The following is a 16,351-nucleotide window of genomic DNA, read 5'->3' as shown; positions in this document are numbered from 1 at the left end:
GATGCGCTGCGAATGCGGGCAGAAAAACCCTCCTGAGGCCCGGTTCTGCATGGCCTGCGGCCGGGCGTTGGGGGCTCTTCTGCCCGAGGAGAGGCGGTATGTGAGCGTCCTCTTCTACGACCTGGTGAACTCCAGCCAGCACTTCCAAGCCGGCCTCCAGGTGGCCTACCAGCAGCTTCAGGAGGCCCTCGAGGAGGCCGCCCGCGTGGCCCGGGCTAAGGGAGGATTCGTCCACCGCTTCCTGGGGGATGGCATCCTCGTCCTCTTCGGGGCCCCCAGGGCCCGGGGAAAGGAGCCCTGGCGGGCCCTGGAGGCCGCCTTGGAGATGGTGGGCTCCTCACCTCTTCCTGCCCGGGCCGGAGTGGCCAGCGGGGAAGTGCTTTGGGCCCCCTTAGGAAGCGGCCAGGCAGGGGAACCCACGGCGGTAGGCCCGCCGGTGGTCCTGGCCGAGCGGCTCAGCAAACTGGCCCACCCCAAGGAAGTGCTCACCGAGCCCACCACCCTGGCCCTGGCCCCGGGGGTGGCGGCGGACCCCCTGGGCCCTAGGGAGGCCAAGGGGCTTGGGGCAGTGGAGGTTTTTCGGGTAAGGAGCGTGAGCCTGGACCTGGGGCCGGAAGGCGAGGACCTCCTGGCCACCTTGCTGAAGACCTTTCAGGGCCCTCCTGCCCGCCTCAACCTGGTGGGGCCACCGGGAAGCGGAAAGAGCCTCATCCTGGATAGGTTCATAGAGCTGGCCCCTCACCCCGTGGTGGTCCTGGAGCGCATGGGGCCGGAAACCCCCTTGCGCTCCACCCTAAGCCAGGCGGTGGAACGAACCTTCGGCCAGGTGGAGGCTTTTCTGGCCCTGGCGGAGCTTTCCCCAGAACTTTCCGTGGCCCTTCGGTACAGCCTGGGCCTCGAGGCCCGCCCCCCCTGGAAGCGCGAGGCCCTGGAGGCCGCCATCTACGAGGCCTGGAAAAGGGTTTTGGAAAACCTGCCCCACCCCCTTCTCCTGGTGGCCAAAAACCTCCATACCCCCGATGGCATCCTGCAATCCCTCCTTCAGCACTCCTTCCCTCACCTGATGGTTTTGGCGGAAAGCCGCAAGCCCCTCTTCCAACCCACCCTGGAGGTCCAGGGCCTGAAGGCACCCCCGCTTCTCGCATTGCAGCCCGCCCTGGATGCCCTTCCCCTAGCGGAACGGCAAGCCCTTCTGGCCCTCGGGGTGTTGCACGAAGCCCTGGTCACCCTTCGTTTGGAGCAAAGCCGGACCGAGCTGCTCAGGATCGCAGAGCGGCTCATGGGAACCTTCTCCACCAGACGCCTGGAGAAAGAAGGCCTTTTGCAGGAGGGTAAGCCCCTCCCGGAAATCCTTCAAGTGGCCCGGGCCCTGGTGCCGGAGGAACAGGCCAAAGCCTGGCACCGGGCAGCCGCCCAGTTTTACCGGGATAAGGGAGACTTCCGGCTCATGGTCCAGCACCTCAAGCGGGCCCAAGAGAAAAGGGAGGCCGCCCAGGCTCTGAGGATCCTCGCCCAAAAGGCCTGGCGGCAGGGCCATCCGGAAAGGGCCATACCCCTTTACCAGGAGGCCCTCGAGGCCGCCCCCTCCTCCTGGCGGGCAAGCCTTCAGAAGGAACTCCAGGACGCCCAGGCCTCCTTGGGCCAGGCCCCGGAGGCCCAAGGAGGCCCCAGGTCCCAAGACCCCGTCCTGGCGTCCTTCCGCCAAGCCCAAAACCCCCTGGACCTCCTCCCCCTGCTCCCTGGCCTCAAGCCCTACCCCCTGGAGGAAGCCCAGGCCCGCCTCCAGGTGGGGGGGGCCTTGTGGCGGGCCTTCCAGCCCCGGCAGGCCCTCGAGGTCCTTAACGAGTTCCATCCCCTGGTGCCCGCCTCCTTGAGGCTCCACGGGCAAAGCCTGAAGGCCGGCCTCCTCATGGACCTGGGCCGCTATGCCGAAGCGGAAGCCCTGCTAAAGGAGAAGCCACCCGGGGACCTGGAATCGGAAACCCGCTTCCAAGCCACCCGGCTTCGCCTCCTTCTGGAAACCGGCCGCCTTCCTGAGGCCCTGGAGGAAGGCGAGGCCGCCCACCGCCAGATGCCCCATCCCTGGCTGGCCGCCGCCCTCCTCTCCGCCTGGACCCTCAAGGGGCGCTTCCGGGAGGACCTCTTCCAGGAAGCCCTAAGGCACCCCGACGGCAAGGGCCTCGGCATCCTGGCCTTGGCCCACCACCGCTGGCAGAGGAACCTGGACCCCACCCCCCTCCTCAAGGAGACCTTGCGGGAGGCTCGCCGGCTTTCCAACCCTTACGTCTACCACCTGGCCCTGACCTCCTTGGCCCTTTACCTTTGGCCCAGGTCTCCCAACAAGGCCAAGACGCTTTCCCAGTACCTCCTCTACCAGACCCACCGCACGGGGTTTGCGGTGCACCTGGAGGTAGCGAGGCTCCTTAGGGCCCAGCTCCTCCTGGAGCAGGGGGAAAAGGTGGAACACCTCCTGGGTTTCCCCCCTTCCGTCCCCCTAACGCGGGTGTGGCAGGCGGTTTTGGCAGGCGAAGAGCCTGATGGCGACCTCCGAGGGTACGGTATCCTGGGAAGGTGGGTCCTAAGGCTATGGCGTAAGCGGGGGGCAGGATGGATGCGGCACAAGCGGTAGAGGCCATCAAGCGCCGCCTCTCCCTAAAGGAGGTGGTTTCCCGCTACGTGGCCCTGAAACCCGCTGGCCGCGGCCGCTGGAAGGGCCTTTGCCCCTTCCACCAGGAGAAGACCCCCTCCTTTTACGTGGATGAGGAGAAGGGGCTTTTCCACTGCTTCGGCTGCAAGGCCGGGGGAGATCTTTTCGCTTTCGTGGAGAAAATTGAGGGCCTGGACTTCATGCAGGCCCTGGAGCGCCTGGCGGAGGAAGCGGGGGTGGAGATTCCTAAGGCGGGTGCCCCCGCCAAGCGCCGGGAGCTTTTGGATGTCCTCAAGCTCTCCCAGGAGTACTTCCTGGAGGGGCTCAAGGCTTCCCTCGAGGCCCAGGAGTACCTGCAAAGGCGGGGGCTTTCCCCGGAAAGCATCGCCCGCTTCGGCCTGGGCTACGCCCCGACCAAGGGGGACGGCCTCCTCACCCACCTGAGCCGACACGGCATCAGCCCGGAGGAAGGCCTTAAAGCGGGGGTCCTGGCGGAAAAGGATGGGCGCTTCTATGACCGCTTCAGGAACCGCATCACCTTCCCCATCAAGGATCACCTGGGCAGGATCGTCGCCTTCACGGGAAGGGCCCTGGGGGAGGAAACCCCCAAGTACCTGAACTCCCCGGAAACCCCCCTCTTCCGCAAGCGGGAGGTGCTCTTCGCCTACCCGGAGGCCAAGGCCAAGCTGCGCCAGGGACGGGCCATCGTGGTGGAGGGACTTTTCGACGCCATCGCCCTGCACCAGATGGGCTTCGCGGAGGCGGTGGCGGTCTTGGGCTCGGGGCTTTCCGAGGAGCAAGCCCGTCTTCTGGAGATGCAGGAGGTGCGGGAAGTCTACCTGGCCTTTGATGCCGACGAGGCGGGGCAAAGGGCCACCCTGCAAAGCCTGGACCTCTCCTTGGCCCGGAAGTTCCTCTTCTATGCGGTGCGCCTGCCCAGCAAGGACCCGGGCGACCTCCTTCTTCTGCCCGAGGGCCCGGCCCTATTCCAGAAAGCCTTAGAGGAAGCCCTTCCCGAGGTGGAGTTCCGCTTCCAGGAGGCCACCCGGGGCCTGGACCTGACCCGCCCCGAGCACAAACGGAAGGTCCTGGAAGCCCTCACCCCCAGGATGCTCTCCCCTGAGCCCTTCGACCCGGTGGCCGACCGCCTTAAGGCCCTGGTGGTGGAGCGGTTGGGCCTTTCCCTGCGCCAGCTGGAGGATTACCTGGCCAGCCTCAAGCGGGGCCGGCGTCCACCCCCCCAACCCCCCAAGGCCGAGCCCAAAAACCGGGTCCTCCTTCTGGAGCTGGACGTGATGGCCCTCCTCCTCTCCGTGCCGGAGGAACGCTTCGCCGAGTGGGTGCACCACACGGCCCTTCACGTCTGGCCCCCGGAAGGCTCCTTACTTTCCGAGTTCCTGGAGCTGGCCAGCCGCGAACCCCGCCGGGACTACCTGCGCCAGGTGCTAAGCCGCAAGGAGGCGGGGGGCATCCTTCTGGAAAGGTTGATGCTGGTCCCCTCTGTGGACGAGCCCAGGTTCCCCGAGATCCTGGAGAAAACCCTGGCCCGCCTGCGGGAGGCCTACTACCTGGAGCGCCGGGCCAAACTGAAGGAGGAGCTAAGCCGCAACCCCAGCATGGAGATCTTGCGGGAAATCCAGGAACTGGACCAGGCCATAGAGGCAGAACGGCGCATCTACCGGAAGCTTTAAGGTAAAATCCTTTCGGGCTTAGGCCCAAGGAGGTAAAGGATGAAAAGCCCCGTTCGTGTGGCGGTCACCGGCGCTGCCGGCCAGATCGGTTACAGCCTTCTTTTCCGCATCGCCGCAGGCGAGATGCTGGGAAAGGACCAGCCCGTGATCCTCCAGCTCCTGGAGATTCCCCAGGCCCTGAGAGCCCTGGAGGGCGTCATCATGGAACTCGAGGACTGCGCCTTCCCCCTTTTGGCGGGGATCGTGGCCACGGACGACCCCAAGGTGGCCTTTAAGGACGCCGACTATGCCCTTCTGGTGGGGGCGGCCCCCAGGAAGGCGGGCATGGAGCGCCGCGACCTCCTGGAGATGAACGGCAAGATCTTCACCGAGCAGGGCCGGGCCCTGGCCGAGGTGGCCAAGCGGGACGTCAAGGTCCTGGTGGTGGGCAACCCCGCCAACACCAACGCCCTCATCGCCTACAAAAACGCAGAGGGCCTTGACCCCAAAAACTTCACCGCCATGACCCGGCTGGACCACAACCGGGCCAAGGCCCAGCTTTCCAAGAAGACGGGGGTTCCCGTGGACCGGATCCGCCGCATTGCCGTGTGGGGCAACCACTCCTCCACCATGTTCCCCGACCTCTTCCATGCGGAAGTGGACGGGAAGCCCGCTTTGGAGCTGGTGGACATGGATTGGTACGAGAAGGAGTTCATCCCCACCGTGGCCCAAAGGGGAGCGGCCATCATCCAGGCCCGGGGCGCCTCCAGCGCCGCCAGCGCCGCCAACGCCGCCATAGAGCACATCCGGGACTGGGCCCTGGGCACCCCCGAGGGGGACTGGGTTTCCATGGCCATTCCTTCGGATAGTTCCTACGGGGTTCCCGAGGGCATCGTCTACTCCTTCCCCGTCACCGCTAGGGGCGGGAAGTACGAGATCGTCCAGGGCCTGGAGATCAACGAGTTCGCCAGGAAGCGGATGGAGATCACCGCAAAGGAGCTTCTGGACGAGATGGAACAGGTGAAGGCCCTAGGGCTTATTTAGGGCCTGGCCGGGCCCCCGCCCTCGCCTTTGGCCAGGGCGGGGTCAGGTTTTTAGCCAGACCTCCGTGGCCCAGGGGTAGACCACCCAGGCCTCCGTGGCCTCGGCGTACACGTCGGGTTCGTCCGGCACCTGGTTCCGGCCGGGCTTGAAGTGCAGGGTGGCCACCAGGGGAAACCCTCCCGCCTGGCGGACCCGGGCCTTCACCGCCAGGGCCGTCCGCCCCGAGTCCCAAACGTCGTCCACCAGCAAGACCCTTTTGCCGAAGAGCAAGGGATCCGGGGGGAACTGCAAGAACACGGGCTCGGGAAGGGCCTCCTCTCCCTCGTAGAACATCACCGCCGCCGTGAGGATGTCCCGCGCGCCCAGGGCCTGGGCCAGAAGGGCCGTGGGGATGAGTCCACCCCGGGCGATCCCCAGGATGAGGTCAAACTCCTCCCCCTGAAGCCTTCCGGCCAGGTGGCGCACCAGGCCAAGGAGCGATTCCCAGGAGAGGAAAAGCCTTTCCATCAGGGCTTATCCAGCTCAAAGGCTTGGTGGACAGCCCTCAGGGCAGCCTCGGCAAATTGGGCCGGGATGATGACGGAGATGCGCACCTCGCTGGTGGCGATCATCTCAATGTTGGCCCCGGTGGAGGCCACCACCTGGAACATCCTGGCGGGGATCTCCGGGGCCGAGGCCAGCCCCACCCCCACGATGGACACCTTGGCGATATCGGGGCGCAGAAGGGCCTCTCCCCCAATCTCGGCCAAAACGGGCTCCAGGGCCTCGAGGGCCTCCTGGGCGAAATCCTTCTTCACGGTGAAGGCCATCTGCTGCCGGGAGGGATCGTGCCCGGGAACCCCCTGGATGATCATGTCCACGGCGATGCCCCGCTCGGCCAGGGCCTGGAAGACCTTGGCGGCAATCCCCGGCTGGTCGGGGATCCCGATAAGCCCGATCTGGGCGTGGTCCAGATCCAAGGCCGCACCCGTCACCACCTTGCCCATTTCCATGTTGACCTCCTTCACCAGGGTACCGGGGTTATAGGAAAAGCTGGAGCGGACGTGGAGCACCACCCCGTAACGCTTGGCATAGTACACCGCCCGGGGGTGGAGGACCCTGGCCCCCAGGGCGGCCATCTCCAGCATCTGGTCGTAGCCGATCACCTCAAGCTTCCGGGCCTCGGGAATCAGGTGGGGGTCCGTGGTGTAAACCCCTTCCGTGTCCGTGTAGATCTCGCACTCCTTGGCCCCCAGGGCGGCGGCAATGGCCACGGCGGTGGTGTCGGACCCCCCCCGGCCCAAGGTGGTGATCTCCCCCTCGGGGGTGGTGCCCATGAAGCCGGCGATCACCGCCACATACCCCTGGTCCAGGGCCTCCTGGATGCGGTTTGGGTTCACCTCGAGGATACGGGCATCGCCAAAGCGCCCATCCGTGACGATGCCGATCTGGTGCTGCACAAAGCCCCTGGCCGGGATGCCCATGGCCCAGAGTTGCATGGAAAGGAGGGCCACGGAAACCTGCTCCCCTGTGGTGGTGAGGAGGTCCAGCTCCCGGAAGGGAGGTCTCGGGTTCACCCGCTTGGCCAGAGCGATGAGCTCGTCGGTGGTGTGGCCCATGGCCGAAACCACCACCGCCAGCCTATGCCCCTTCTCCCGGTAGTGGGCGATGCGCTGGGCCACCTTGTGGATGCGCTCCAGGTCGCCCACGGAGGTGCCGCCATATTTTTGCACGACCAGGGACACGCTTGCCTCCTTTCCGCCCAAGGGGCGGCTTGAAAAGGAATATTATCACATTTGCCCCTTCACCCCAAGCCCCGTATCCTAAAGCGATGTGGGCCTGACCCTAGCCGAGTACCACCGCCTTACCCCCCTGCCCCGGCCCGGGGGGGTGCTTTACGTGAAGCCGGGGGCCCGTGGGTACCGGGACCCGGTTTACGAGGCCCTACAGGCTGCCGTGGCCCCCTTCGGCCAGAGGGCCCTGGACCTGAACCCCGGGGTGGGTCTGGCCAGCCTGCCCCTGGAGGGCCGGATGGAGGTGGACAGGCTGGAAACCTCGAGGGCCGCCTTCCGCTGCCTCCAGTCCAGCGGCCTGAAGGCCCGCCTGGCCCCTCCTTGGGAAGCGGAGAAAAACGCCTACGACCTGGTGGTCCTGGCCCTGCCCGCAGGCCGGGGCACCGCTTACGTAGAGGCCACCTTGGTGTCCGCCGCCCGGGCCTTGAGGATGGGGGGCCGGGTCTACCTGGCCGGGGACAAGAACAAGGGCTTTGAGCGCTACTTCAAGGAAGCCCGGGCCCTTCTGGGGTACGGCCTGGTCCTCAAGCGGGAAGGCCCAGTGCGGGTGGCCCTTCTGGAAAAGGAACGGGAAGCCCCACCTCTACCCTCCCTCTGGCACCCGTTCCAGGCAAGGCTTTTGGGGGAGACCTTCACCTTCTTCCACCTGCCGGGGGTCTTTTCCGCGGGGAAGGTGGACAAGGCCTCGGTGCTTCTCCTGGAAGCCCTGGTGGGGGAGGTAGGCCGGGAAGGTATCCGCGGCAGGCGCATCCTGGACCTGGGGGCAGGCTACGGAGCCCTCACCCTGCCCCTGGCCCGCCTGGGCGGGGAGGTGACGGCCCTCGAGGACGACCTGGTGTCGGTCCATTCCCTAGAAAGGAACCTGGCGGAAAACCGCCTTTCCGCCAGGGTGTTCCACTCCGATGTGGACGAGGCCTTGACAGAGGAAGAGGCATTTGACATCATAGTTACGAACCCCCCCTTTCACGTGGGGGGAGCGGTCATCCTGGATGTGGCCCAGGCCTTCGTGGAAGCGGCGGCGGCCCGGCTGAAGCCGGGCGGTGGGTTTTTCCTGGTGGCAAACCCCTTTCTCAAGTACGAGCCCCTACTGGAAGAGCGCTTTGGCGCTTTTAGGACGCTTTTGGTGAGGGAGTACAAGGTGCTTTTCGCTGAGAAGGCCAGACGGGGATAGCAACCCCAAGGAGGGAGGTCCGCGTTGAAGAAGACCAAGAACAAGGTGAAGCAGGTTACTGCCGGGGAAGAGGAAAGGATGGCCCTCCAGACCCAAGAATCCATGACCGCCACGGAAAAAGCCCCCAAGGCGGGCTCCGGGGGAACCACCTCGAAAAACCGGAAGAAGGCCCCACCGGCCCCCCTGGAGGCTAAAGAGGAAATCCCTCACGAGGAGGAAATGGCACCCCTGGCCCAGGATCCCCTCCAGGGAAGCTACCTGGAGGCCCCGGAAGAACCCCCCCTCGAGGTAGAGGGGCCCGACCTCGCCCCCGAGATCTTCCTGGACGAGCCCTTAGATCCCATGGCGGACGAGAGCTACTTGGAAGCCGATGACCTCCTCCTTCCCGAGGAAGGTCCCTCCCCGGACTACCTGGGCGAGGAGCTCTTCGAGGAAGAGGAGGAGCTTGCCCTGCCCAAGGTTTCCACCTCCGATCCCGTGCGCCAGTACCTGCACGAGATCGGCCAGGTCCCCCTCCTCACCCTGGAGGAGGAGATCGAGCTGGCCAGGAAGGTGGAGGAGGGGATGGAGGCCATCAAAAAGCTCTCCGAGGCCACAGGGCTGGACCAGGACCTGATCCGGGAGGTGGTGCGGGCCAAGATCCTGGGTTCGGCCCGCATTAGCCAGATCCCGGGCCTGAAGGAGAAGCTGGACCCCAAGACGGTGGAGGAAATCGACCAAAAGCTCAAAAGCCTCCCCAAGGAACTAAAGCGCTACCTCCACATCGCCCGCGAAGGCGAGGCCGCCCGCCAGCACCTCATCGAGGCCAACCTGAGGCTGGTGGTGTCCATCGCCAAGAAGTACACCGGCCGCGGGCTCTCCTTCCTGGATCTGATCCAGGAGGGCAACCAGGGCCTCATCCGGGCCGTGGAGAAGTTCGAGTACAAGCGGCGCTTCAAGTTCTCCACCTACGCCACCTGGTGGATCCGCCAGGCCATCAACCGGGCCATCGCCGACCAGGCCCGCACCATCCGCATTCCCGTCCACATGGTGGAGACCATCAACAAGCTCTCCCGCACCGCCCGCTCCCTCCAGCAGGAACTGGGCCGGGAGCCCACCTACGAGGAGATCGCCGAGGCCATGGGCCCGGGCTGGGACGCCAAGCGGGTGGAGGAAACCTTAAAGATCGCCCAGGAACCGGTTTCCCTGGAAACCCCCATCGGGGACGAAAAGGACAGCTTCTACGGAGACTTCATCCCCGACGAGCACCTCCCCTCCCCCGTGGACGCCGCCGCCCAGAGCCTCCTGGCGGAGGAGCTGGAAAAGGCCCTTTCCAAGCTCTCCGAACGCGAGGCCATGGTGCTGAAACTCCGTAAAGGGCTGATTGATGGACGGGAGCACACCCTCGAGGAGGTGGGGGCCTACTTCGGGGTCACCCGGGAGCGCATCCGTCAGATCGAGAACAAGGCCCTGAGGAAGCTCAAGTACCACGAGTCCCGCACCCGCAAACTGCGGGACTTCCTGGACTAACCCTTAGCAGCTACCGAGGGGAAACCGGGCCACCTCCTCGAGGTGGCCCTCATCTTCGTCTCGCGCCAAGGCCACCTCCCTCACCATAAAGGAACGCCGGGGCGGCTTAGGAAGCTTCTCTACCAGCCCTTTGGCCTCCTCCTCGCTAAGCCCCAGGGCTAAGGTGATGTGGGGCAGGTAGCTGGGACCCTCGATCTCCTTAAGGGGCGGGGCCAAGGGCTCCAGGGCGTGGTAAAGCCGCCGGAAAGGCGTGCCCCCATAGGCCCTCAGGTAAACCACCCCCTGGGGGAAATACCCAAAGCCCCCCAGGCGTAACCGGAAAGGGGCATGCCCCCGGAGGATGCCCGCAAGGGCGATCTTCAAAGCCTCCTCCTCATAGGGCCAGTCAAAGGGCTGGCGCAGGTTGAGGTGAGGGGGGCCAAACCCCCTCACCCCATACTGGGCCTGTAGCCTTTCCAGAAAACCTTTAAGGTCTTCCGGCGGCCACACCAGCACCCCGTACACGCCGCCCAGTATACCCACAACGCCCCCCCACCTCCGCCTTCACCGGGACATCCTATCCTTTGACTTAAGCCATGATGGGGGTGTAGACTGGCCCCTTCGCCACCAAAGACCCCATCGTACGGGCCAGCTGGAACTACCTGCTGCTGGATAACGACGGTTCCAAAGGTGTGCATAACCCCACCTATACCCGTGCCGTCCTCCTGGCCACGCTGAACGCGCTCCAGTAACCAGCGGCGGGCAACCCCGGGGCCCCCTGCCCCGGGGCTTTTGGTCTTAACATGGGTACGTGAGCCGCACTTACCTGTACCGGGGCCGCATCCTGAACCTAGCCTTGCAAGGCCCCTACGAGATCGTGGAACACAAACCGGCGGTGGCCATCATCGCCCTAAGGGATGGGAAGATGCTCTTCGTGCGCCAGCCTAGGCCTGCCGTAGGCCTGGCCCCCTTAGAGATCCCGGCCGGCCTCATCGAGCCCGGGGAGGACCCCCTGGAGGCGGCAAAGCGGGAGCTGGCCGAGGAAACGGGCCTTGCGGGAGACCTCACCTACCTTTTCAGCTACTACGTCTCCCCCGGCTTCACCGACGAGAAAACCCACGTCTTCCTGGCAGAGAATCTACGGGAAGTACCGGCCACCCCGGATGACGACGAGGATATCCAGGTAGTCTGGTTGGAACCGGAAAAGGCCCTCCGGATGCACCAAGAAGGGGAGCTGGAGTTCTCGGCCACGGGCCTTGTGGGGGTTCTCTACTACCATGCTTTTCTCCGAGGTCGTTGACGTTCCGAAAGGACCCAAAGTGGTGGCCGTGGGCTCCTTTGATGGGGTGCACCTTGGCCACCAGTACCTTCTGCACCAAGCCCTAGCCGAGGCTAAGAGCCTACACCAGCCCCTTCTGGTCTACACCTTTGACCCCCCCACCAAGGTCTTTACCCGGGGGGAAGGGTTCCTGATGGACCTTACGGAGAAGGTGGAGGCCCTGAGGGCCCTGGGGGTGGAGCTCATCCTGGCGGTGGCCTTTAACGAAACCTTTGCGAAGAGGAAGGCGGAGGAGTTTTTGGAGGATCTGAGGAAGCTTGGAGCCAGCCGCATCTACGTGGGGGAGGATTTCCGCTTCGGCAGGGGCCGGAGCGGGGGTCCAGAGGACCTGGCCCAGGTGGCCCCTGTGCGTACCGTTCCCCTTTTGACCCTAGGTGGGGAACCGGTGAAAAGTAGCCGCATCCGCGCCCTGTTACAGGAGGGCCGGGTGGAGGAGGCGCGCCACCTCCTGGGCCGGCCCTACGGGGCCTACGGGGTGGTGGTGGAGGGGGAGAAGCTAGGGAGGAAACTGGGCTTCCCCACCGCCAACCTGGCCGTTCACCCAAATAAGGTCCTCCCTCCAGGGGTATTCGCCGTGGAGGCCCAGGGGGCTTTTGGCCGGTACAAGGGAGTGGCCAACGTGGGCACGAGGCCCACGGTAAACGGCTCGGAAAGGCGGCTGGAAGTTCACCTTTTGGGTTTCGCCGGCGACCTTTACGGCGAGGAGATGCGCCTGGTCTTTCTGAAGCGCCTCCGGGAAGAAAGGCGTTTTGCGAGCCTCGAGGAGCTCCAGGCCCAGATCGCCAAGGATGTAGCCTCGGCCCGCGCTTACTTTGGCCTCTAATACCACCCCAGCCTGGCTTCGCCAGGCTGGGAGCCCCGGTAGGCGGCCCAGCGCCCCTCCCTTTCTTCCTTCCTACTCCCGGTCGAAAAAGGTGAGCTTGGGGTATTTGTTGGCCCGGACCTCGTCCAGCCGCCGGACCGGGGTGGTGTAGGGAGCCCCCTCCAGCCACTCCTTGGGCTTTTGCAAAAGCTCCCCCATGGCCTCGGCGAAGGCCTCGAGGGTCTCCTTGGCCTCGGTTTCCGTGGGCTCGATCATCAGGGCCTCCTTAACGATCAAGGGGAAGTACACGGTGGGGGGATGGAAGCCCATCTCCAAAAGCCCCTTGGCCAGGTCCAGGGTGCGGAAGCCCTGGGGGGGCTGGGCCACGAACTCGTGCATGCAAGGGCCGTCGTAGGGCACCTTGTACCCCTTCTCCTTGAGAAGTTCCTTGAGGTAACGGGCGTTGAGCACGGAAAGGGCGGCCGCCTTCTTGAGGCCCTTTAGCCCCAGGGTGCGGATGTAGGCCCAGGCCCTTACCAAGGCCAAGAAGTTCCCGTAAAAGCTCCGCACCCGGCCGATGCTCTTGGGAAGGTCAAAGTTCAGGTAGAAGCCCTCCTCGCCCCTCTCCACCGTGGGCACGGGGAGGTAGGGAGCCAGGTGGGCCTTCACCCCCACGGGCCCCGAGCCCGGACCACCCCCCCCGTGGGGCACGGTGAAGGTCTTGTGCAGGTTCAGGTGGACCACGTCGAAGCCCATGTCCCCCGGCCGGGCCCAGCCCATGATGGCGTTCAGGTTGGCCCCGTCGTAGTAAAGCTGCACCCCGGCCTCCTTGCTGATGCGGGAGATCTCCAGGATGCGCCGCTCAAAAAGGCCCAGGGTGTTGGGGTTGGTGAGCATGATGGCGGCCACGTGGGGACCAAGCTCCCGCTTCAGGGCCTCGAGGTCTACCTCCCCATCCGGCCCCGAGGGAACCTCCCTCACCTGGTAGCCCGCCATGCTGGCGGTGGCGGGGTTGGAGCCGTGGGCGGAATCCGGCACCAGAACCAGCCGCCTCTCTTTCCCCTCCCCCCGGTCCTCGTAGTAGGCGCGGATGATGAGGATCCCGGTAAGCTCCCCGTGGGCTCCGGCGGCGGGCTCCAGGGTGATGGCATCCATGCCCGTGAGGGCCTTCAAGTACTCCGAAAGCTGCCACATGAGCTCCAAGGCCCCCTGGACGGTCCTGGGGTCCTGGTAGGGATGAAGGTCGGCGAAGAGCCGCACCGCCTCCTCGTGCAACTTGGGGTTGTACTTCATGGTGCAGCTACCCAAGGGGTAGAAGGTGGTGTCCACCCCCACTTGGCGGCGGGAAAGTCCGGTGTAGTGGCGCACCAGGGTGAGCTCGTCCACCTCGGGAAGCCTTGGGGGGTTCTTCCGTAGAAATTTTTCCGGGATATACCGGCTGGCCTCAAGGACTACTTCCACCAGCTTAAGGCCCCGCCTTCCCGGGCGGCTTCGCTCAAAGATCAAGGGGTAGCTCATGCCAACACCTCCCGCATGGCCGCTTGTAGAACCAAAAGGTCCTCCTCCCGGTGGAGCTCCGTGGCAGCAAAAAGGGCGAGGTTCTCCCCGTACTCCTTCGGCACCGGGGTGGCGGCATGGAAGCCCCTTGCCGCCAAGGCTTCCCGCACCGCCTCAGGTTCCTTGGGAAGCCTGAGAACAAACTCGTTGAAGAAGGGCTTTGGGGTGAAGGGCTCCACCCCCGGGATCTCCAAAAGAAGCTCCCAGAGGCGGTGGGCCATGGCCACGCTTTTCAGGGCCACCTCCTTAAGCCCCAAAGGCCCCAAGGCCGCCAGGTACATGGCCCCCATGAGGGCGGTGAGCTGGGCGTTGGTGGTGATGTTGCTCTTGGCCTTGGCCCGGCGGATGTACTGCTCCCGGGCCTGGAGGGTGAGGATGTAGCCCCGCTTTCCCTCGGCGTCCACGGTTTCCGAGACCAACCGCCCGGGCATCTGGCGCACGAAGGCCTTCCGGGTAGCCAGGTACCCGAAGTGGGGCCCGCCGAAGCCCATGGGAAGCCCCAGCACCTGTCCATCCCCCACGGCGATGTCCGCCCCGTAGGCCCCGGGGGGCTCCAGGACCCCCAGGGAAAGGGGGTCGGCCACCGCCACGAAAAGCGCCCCCACCCCATGGGCCCTCTCCGCCAAGGGGGCGAGATCCTCCAAAGCCCCCAGGTAGTTGGGGTTTTGCGCCACCACCGCCCCCGTGCCCTCGGGAACCTCCCCCACGGGGGTGCGGCCCCCCTCCAGGGGCAGGGTGATGAGCTCCGCCCCCACCGCCTCCAAATAGCTCCTAAGCACCTCCCGGTACTCCGGGTGTACTCCCTGGGAAACCAGGACCCGCATCCTTCCCGTTTCCCTGAGGGCCAGAAGAACCCCCTCCGCCAGGGCAGTAGCCCCGTCGTACATGGAAGCGTTGGCCACCTCGAGGCCCGCAAGCTCCGCCACCATGGTCTGGTACTCAAAGGTGGCCTGCAAAACCCCCTGGCTCACCTCTGGCTGGTAGGGGGTGTAGGCGGTCAAAAACTCCCCCCGGCTCGCCAGGGCCTGGACCACGGGCGGGGTGTGGTGGCTACGAACCCCACCCCCCAAAAAAGCCTTAAAGGCCGGTTGGTTTTTCCCCGCAAGCCGCTTGAGCTCCTCCAGCACCGCCCACTCCGGCAAGGGCTCGGGCAGGGCAATCTCGGGGTTTAAAACCTCCTTTGGCAGGTGCCGGTAAAGGTCCTCGAGGCTTCCGGCCCCCACCCGTTCCAGCATGGCCTGGATCTCTTCCTCGGTATGGGGCGTGTAGTCCATAGGATCATCCTTAAACAAAACCCCCGGGCCATTTGACCCGGGGCCACAGAAGGGCTCTGCCGCCCGGCTAAGGACATCCGGGCACCCCAAAGCCCAGAGCTCGCCATACCAGCCGCCTTACCCTTCGCTCTCCAAGACCTCCTGGTAGCCAGCGGCATCCAGCAGGTCATCCAGGTGCCCCATGTCCAAGGGGCGGATGCGGAAGATCCAGCCCTCCCCATAGGGGTCCTGGTTGATGAGCTCCGGGGTCTTCTCCAAAGCGGTGTTCACCTCTACCACCTCGCCCGATACTGGGGCATAGATGTCGGAGGCGGTCTTCACGCTCTCCACCACGGCCACCGCCTCGCCCTTCTCCACCTTGCGCCCCACCTCGGGTAACTCCACGTACACCACGTCCCCTAAGGCATCCTGGGCGTAGTCGGTGATGCCCACCAAAACCGTGTCCCCTTCGGGCAGGGCCCACTCGTGGGTCTTGGTGTAAAAGCGGTCCTTGGGTATGTCCATAGCGCCTCCTAACCCCCGCTATTTTAGCGGCACAAAGGGCAATGGGCTAAGGGAAGCCCCCGCCTTGCGCCCCCGAACCTCCACAAAGAAGGGCTCCTGCGCCTCCTTCTCCACGTAGGCCAGGGCGATGCCCTTTTCCAAGAGGGGAGAATAACCCCCGCTGGTCACCCGGCCCACCGCCCGGTCGCCGGAGTATACCCTATACCCCTCCCGGGGAATCCCCGCCTCCAGCACCAGGCCGACGAGTTTCTCAGCGCACGGCGTGGCCAGCATCGCCTCCTTGCCGTGGAAATCCTTCTCCTTCTTCACCACCCAGGCCCAGGGGGTGCAAAGGGGGTTGATGTCGTCGGTAAGCTCGTGGCCGTAAAGGGGAAACCCCGCCTCCAGCCTCAGGGTGTCCCGGGCTCCCAGGCCCGCCGGGGTCGCTCCCGCCTCCAAAAGGGCTTCAAAGACCGCCTCGGCATCTTCGGGAGCCAGAAAGAGCTCAAAGCCATCCTCCCCCGTGTACCCGGTGCGGGCCAGGCGGGCGGGCCGGCCCGCCACCCGGGCGCTGAACACGTCGTTCCTTTTCCTTTGGGAAAGGTCGGCGTCGGTCAAGCCCTGGAGGAGGGAAGCCGCCTTGGGACCCTGCAGGGCCAGGAGGGCGGTTTCCTCGGAGAGGTCGGTGAGTTCCACGGCAAAGCCCCGGGAGAGCTCCTTAAGGTGGGCGAAGTCCTTGGCGATGTTGGCGGCGTTCACCACCATGAGGTACTCCTCCTCGCCGAGCCGGTACAGGTAGATGTCGTCCACCACCCCCCCTCGGGCGTTGGGGAGCATGGAGTACTGGGCCCGGCCCACTTTTAGCTTGGCGGCATCGTTGGCCGTGGCCCACTGGAGGAAGGCCAGGGCCTCCCTGCCCCGGATGAGGAACTCCCCCATGTGGCTCACGTCGAAAAGCCCAGCCCCCCGGCGCACCGCCAGGTGCTCCTCCACAATGGAGGTGTACTGCAGGGGAAGGGCATAGCCGGCAAACTCCACCATGCGCCCCCCGTGGCGCAGATGGGCTTCATAAAGGGGTGTCCGCTTCATGGCAGCCCCATCCTA

The 16,351-nt window shown here is 65.3% G+C and carries 14 protein-coding genes; 7 read left to right on the top strand and 7 right to left on the bottom strand.

Features of this window, described 5'->3' with window-relative positions; all coding sequences use genetic code 11:
* Position 1: 1 nt before the first annotated feature.
* From MI302_RS04225 to MI302_RS04215, 3 genes are read left to right on the top strand one after another with little or no spacing between them, the layout of a single operon-like run.
* Positions 2–2,629, top strand: coding sequence for an adenylate/guanylate cyclase domain-containing protein (locus tag MI302_RS04225; protein WP_239726312.1), 2,628 nt, complete (start codon positions 2–4; stop codon positions 2,627–2,629).
* Complete coding sequence (gene dnaG, locus MI302_RS04220) at positions 2,608–4,338, top strand: DNA primase (RefSeq protein ID WP_239726311.1); 1,731 nt, start codon at positions 2,608–2,610, stop codon at positions 4,336–4,338. The genes MI302_RS04225 and dnaG overlap by 22 nt, the downstream gene beginning before the upstream one ends.
* Positions 4,339–4,377: 39 nt before the next feature.
* Positions 4,378–5,361: a malate dehydrogenase gene (locus tag MI302_RS04215; RefSeq protein WP_239726310.1), complete on the top strand. Its 984-nt coding sequence runs from the start codon at positions 4,378–4,380 to the stop codon at positions 5,359–5,361.
* Positions 5,362–5,403: 42 nt separating this feature from the next.
* On the opposite strand, the gene MI302_RS04210 is transcribed toward MI302_RS04215, so the two are convergent.
* Together MI302_RS04210 and MI302_RS04205 are read right to left on the bottom strand one after the other, a co-directional pair.
* Positions 5,404–5,868 carry a phosphoribosyltransferase gene (locus MI302_RS04210; RefSeq protein ID WP_239726309.1) on the bottom strand — a complete coding sequence of 155 codons (465 nt, stop codon included), beginning with the start codon at positions 5,866–5,868 and terminating at the stop codon, positions 5,404–5,406.
* The gene (locus MI302_RS04205) at positions 5,868–7,085 is read right to left on the bottom strand and encodes an aspartate kinase (protein ID WP_239726308.1); all 1,218 of its coding nucleotides are present in this window, start codon (positions 7,083–7,085) and stop codon (positions 5,868–5,870) included. Before MI302_RS04205 ends, MI302_RS04210 begins: the two co-directional genes overlap by 1 nt.
* A gap of 88 nt (positions 7,086–7,173) precedes the next feature.
* Between MI302_RS04205 and MI302_RS04200 the strand changes: the two genes are divergently transcribed.
* On the top strand, positions 7,174–8,304 hold the full coding sequence (locus MI302_RS04200; RefSeq protein WP_126203008.1) for a class I SAM-dependent methyltransferase: 1,131 nt from the start codon (positions 7,174–7,176) through the stop codon (positions 8,302–8,304).
* Between the two features lie 24 nt (positions 8,305–8,328).
* The gene (gene rpoD, locus MI302_RS04195; RefSeq protein ID WP_126203009.1) at positions 8,329–9,813 is read left to right on the top strand and encodes an RNA polymerase sigma factor RpoD; all 1,485 of its coding nucleotides are present in this window, start codon (positions 8,329–8,331) and stop codon (positions 9,811–9,813) included.
* A 3-nt stretch (positions 9,814–9,816) separates the two neighbouring features.
* Here the strand turns inward: rpoD and MI302_RS04190 are convergent, their stop codons facing one another.
* Positions 9,817–10,317 carry a 2'-5' RNA ligase family protein gene (locus tag MI302_RS04190; protein ID WP_126208981.1) on the bottom strand — a complete coding sequence of 167 codons (501 nt, stop codon included), beginning with the start codon at positions 10,315–10,317 and terminating at the stop codon, positions 9,817–9,819.
* 286 nt (positions 10,318–10,603) lie between these two features.
* Here MI302_RS04190 and MI302_RS04185 point away from each other — a divergent pair, with 286 nt between their 5' ends.
* Together MI302_RS04185 and ribF are read left to right on the top strand one after the other, a co-directional pair.
* Positions 10,604–11,092 carry an NUDIX hydrolase gene (locus MI302_RS04185; RefSeq protein ID WP_126164687.1) on the top strand — a complete coding sequence of 163 codons (489 nt, stop codon included), beginning with the start codon at positions 10,604–10,606 and terminating at the stop codon, positions 11,090–11,092.
* Positions 11,070–11,954, top strand: a complete 885-nt coding sequence (gene ribF, locus MI302_RS04180) for a riboflavin biosynthesis protein RibF (RefSeq protein ID WP_239726307.1) — start codon at positions 11,070–11,072, stop codon at positions 11,952–11,954. Before MI302_RS04185 ends, ribF begins: the two co-directional genes overlap by 23 nt.
* 72 nt (positions 11,955–12,026) lie before the next feature.
* Here ribF and gcvPB read toward each other — a convergent pair whose 3' ends face one another.
* From gcvPB to gcvT, 4 genes are all read right to left on the bottom strand, one after another.
* On the bottom strand, positions 12,027–13,451 hold the full coding sequence (gene gcvPB / locus MI302_RS04175) for an aminomethyl-transferring glycine dehydrogenase subunit GcvPB (RefSeq protein WP_239726306.1): 1,425 nt from the start codon (positions 13,449–13,451) through the stop codon (positions 12,027–12,029).
* On the bottom strand, positions 13,448–14,764 hold the full coding sequence (gene gcvPA, locus MI302_RS04170) for an aminomethyl-transferring glycine dehydrogenase subunit GcvPA (RefSeq protein WP_239726305.1): 1,317 nt from the start codon (positions 14,762–14,764) through the stop codon (positions 13,448–13,450). The genes gcvPB and gcvPA overlap by 4 nt, the downstream gene beginning before the upstream one ends.
* A 117-nt stretch (positions 14,765–14,881) precedes the next feature.
* A complete protein-coding gene (gene gcvH / locus MI302_RS04165; RefSeq protein WP_015716597.1) occupies positions 14,882–15,268 on the bottom strand; it encodes a glycine cleavage system protein GcvH in 387 nt (128 codons plus the stop codon).
* A gap of 18 nt (positions 15,269–15,286) precedes the next feature.
* A complete protein-coding gene (gene gcvT / locus MI302_RS04160; protein ID WP_239726304.1) occupies positions 15,287–16,336 on the bottom strand; it encodes a glycine cleavage system aminomethyltransferase GcvT in 1,050 nt (349 codons plus the stop codon).
* Positions 16,337–16,351 lie beyond the last annotated feature (15 nt).

The organism is Thermus sp. NEB1569 (assembly GCF_022385295.1).
GTDB classification, from domain to species: domain Bacteria; phylum Deinococcota; class Deinococci; order Deinococcales; family Thermaceae; genus Thermus; species Thermus scotoductus.
This window is presented reverse-complemented; position numbering and strand designations above follow the sequence as displayed.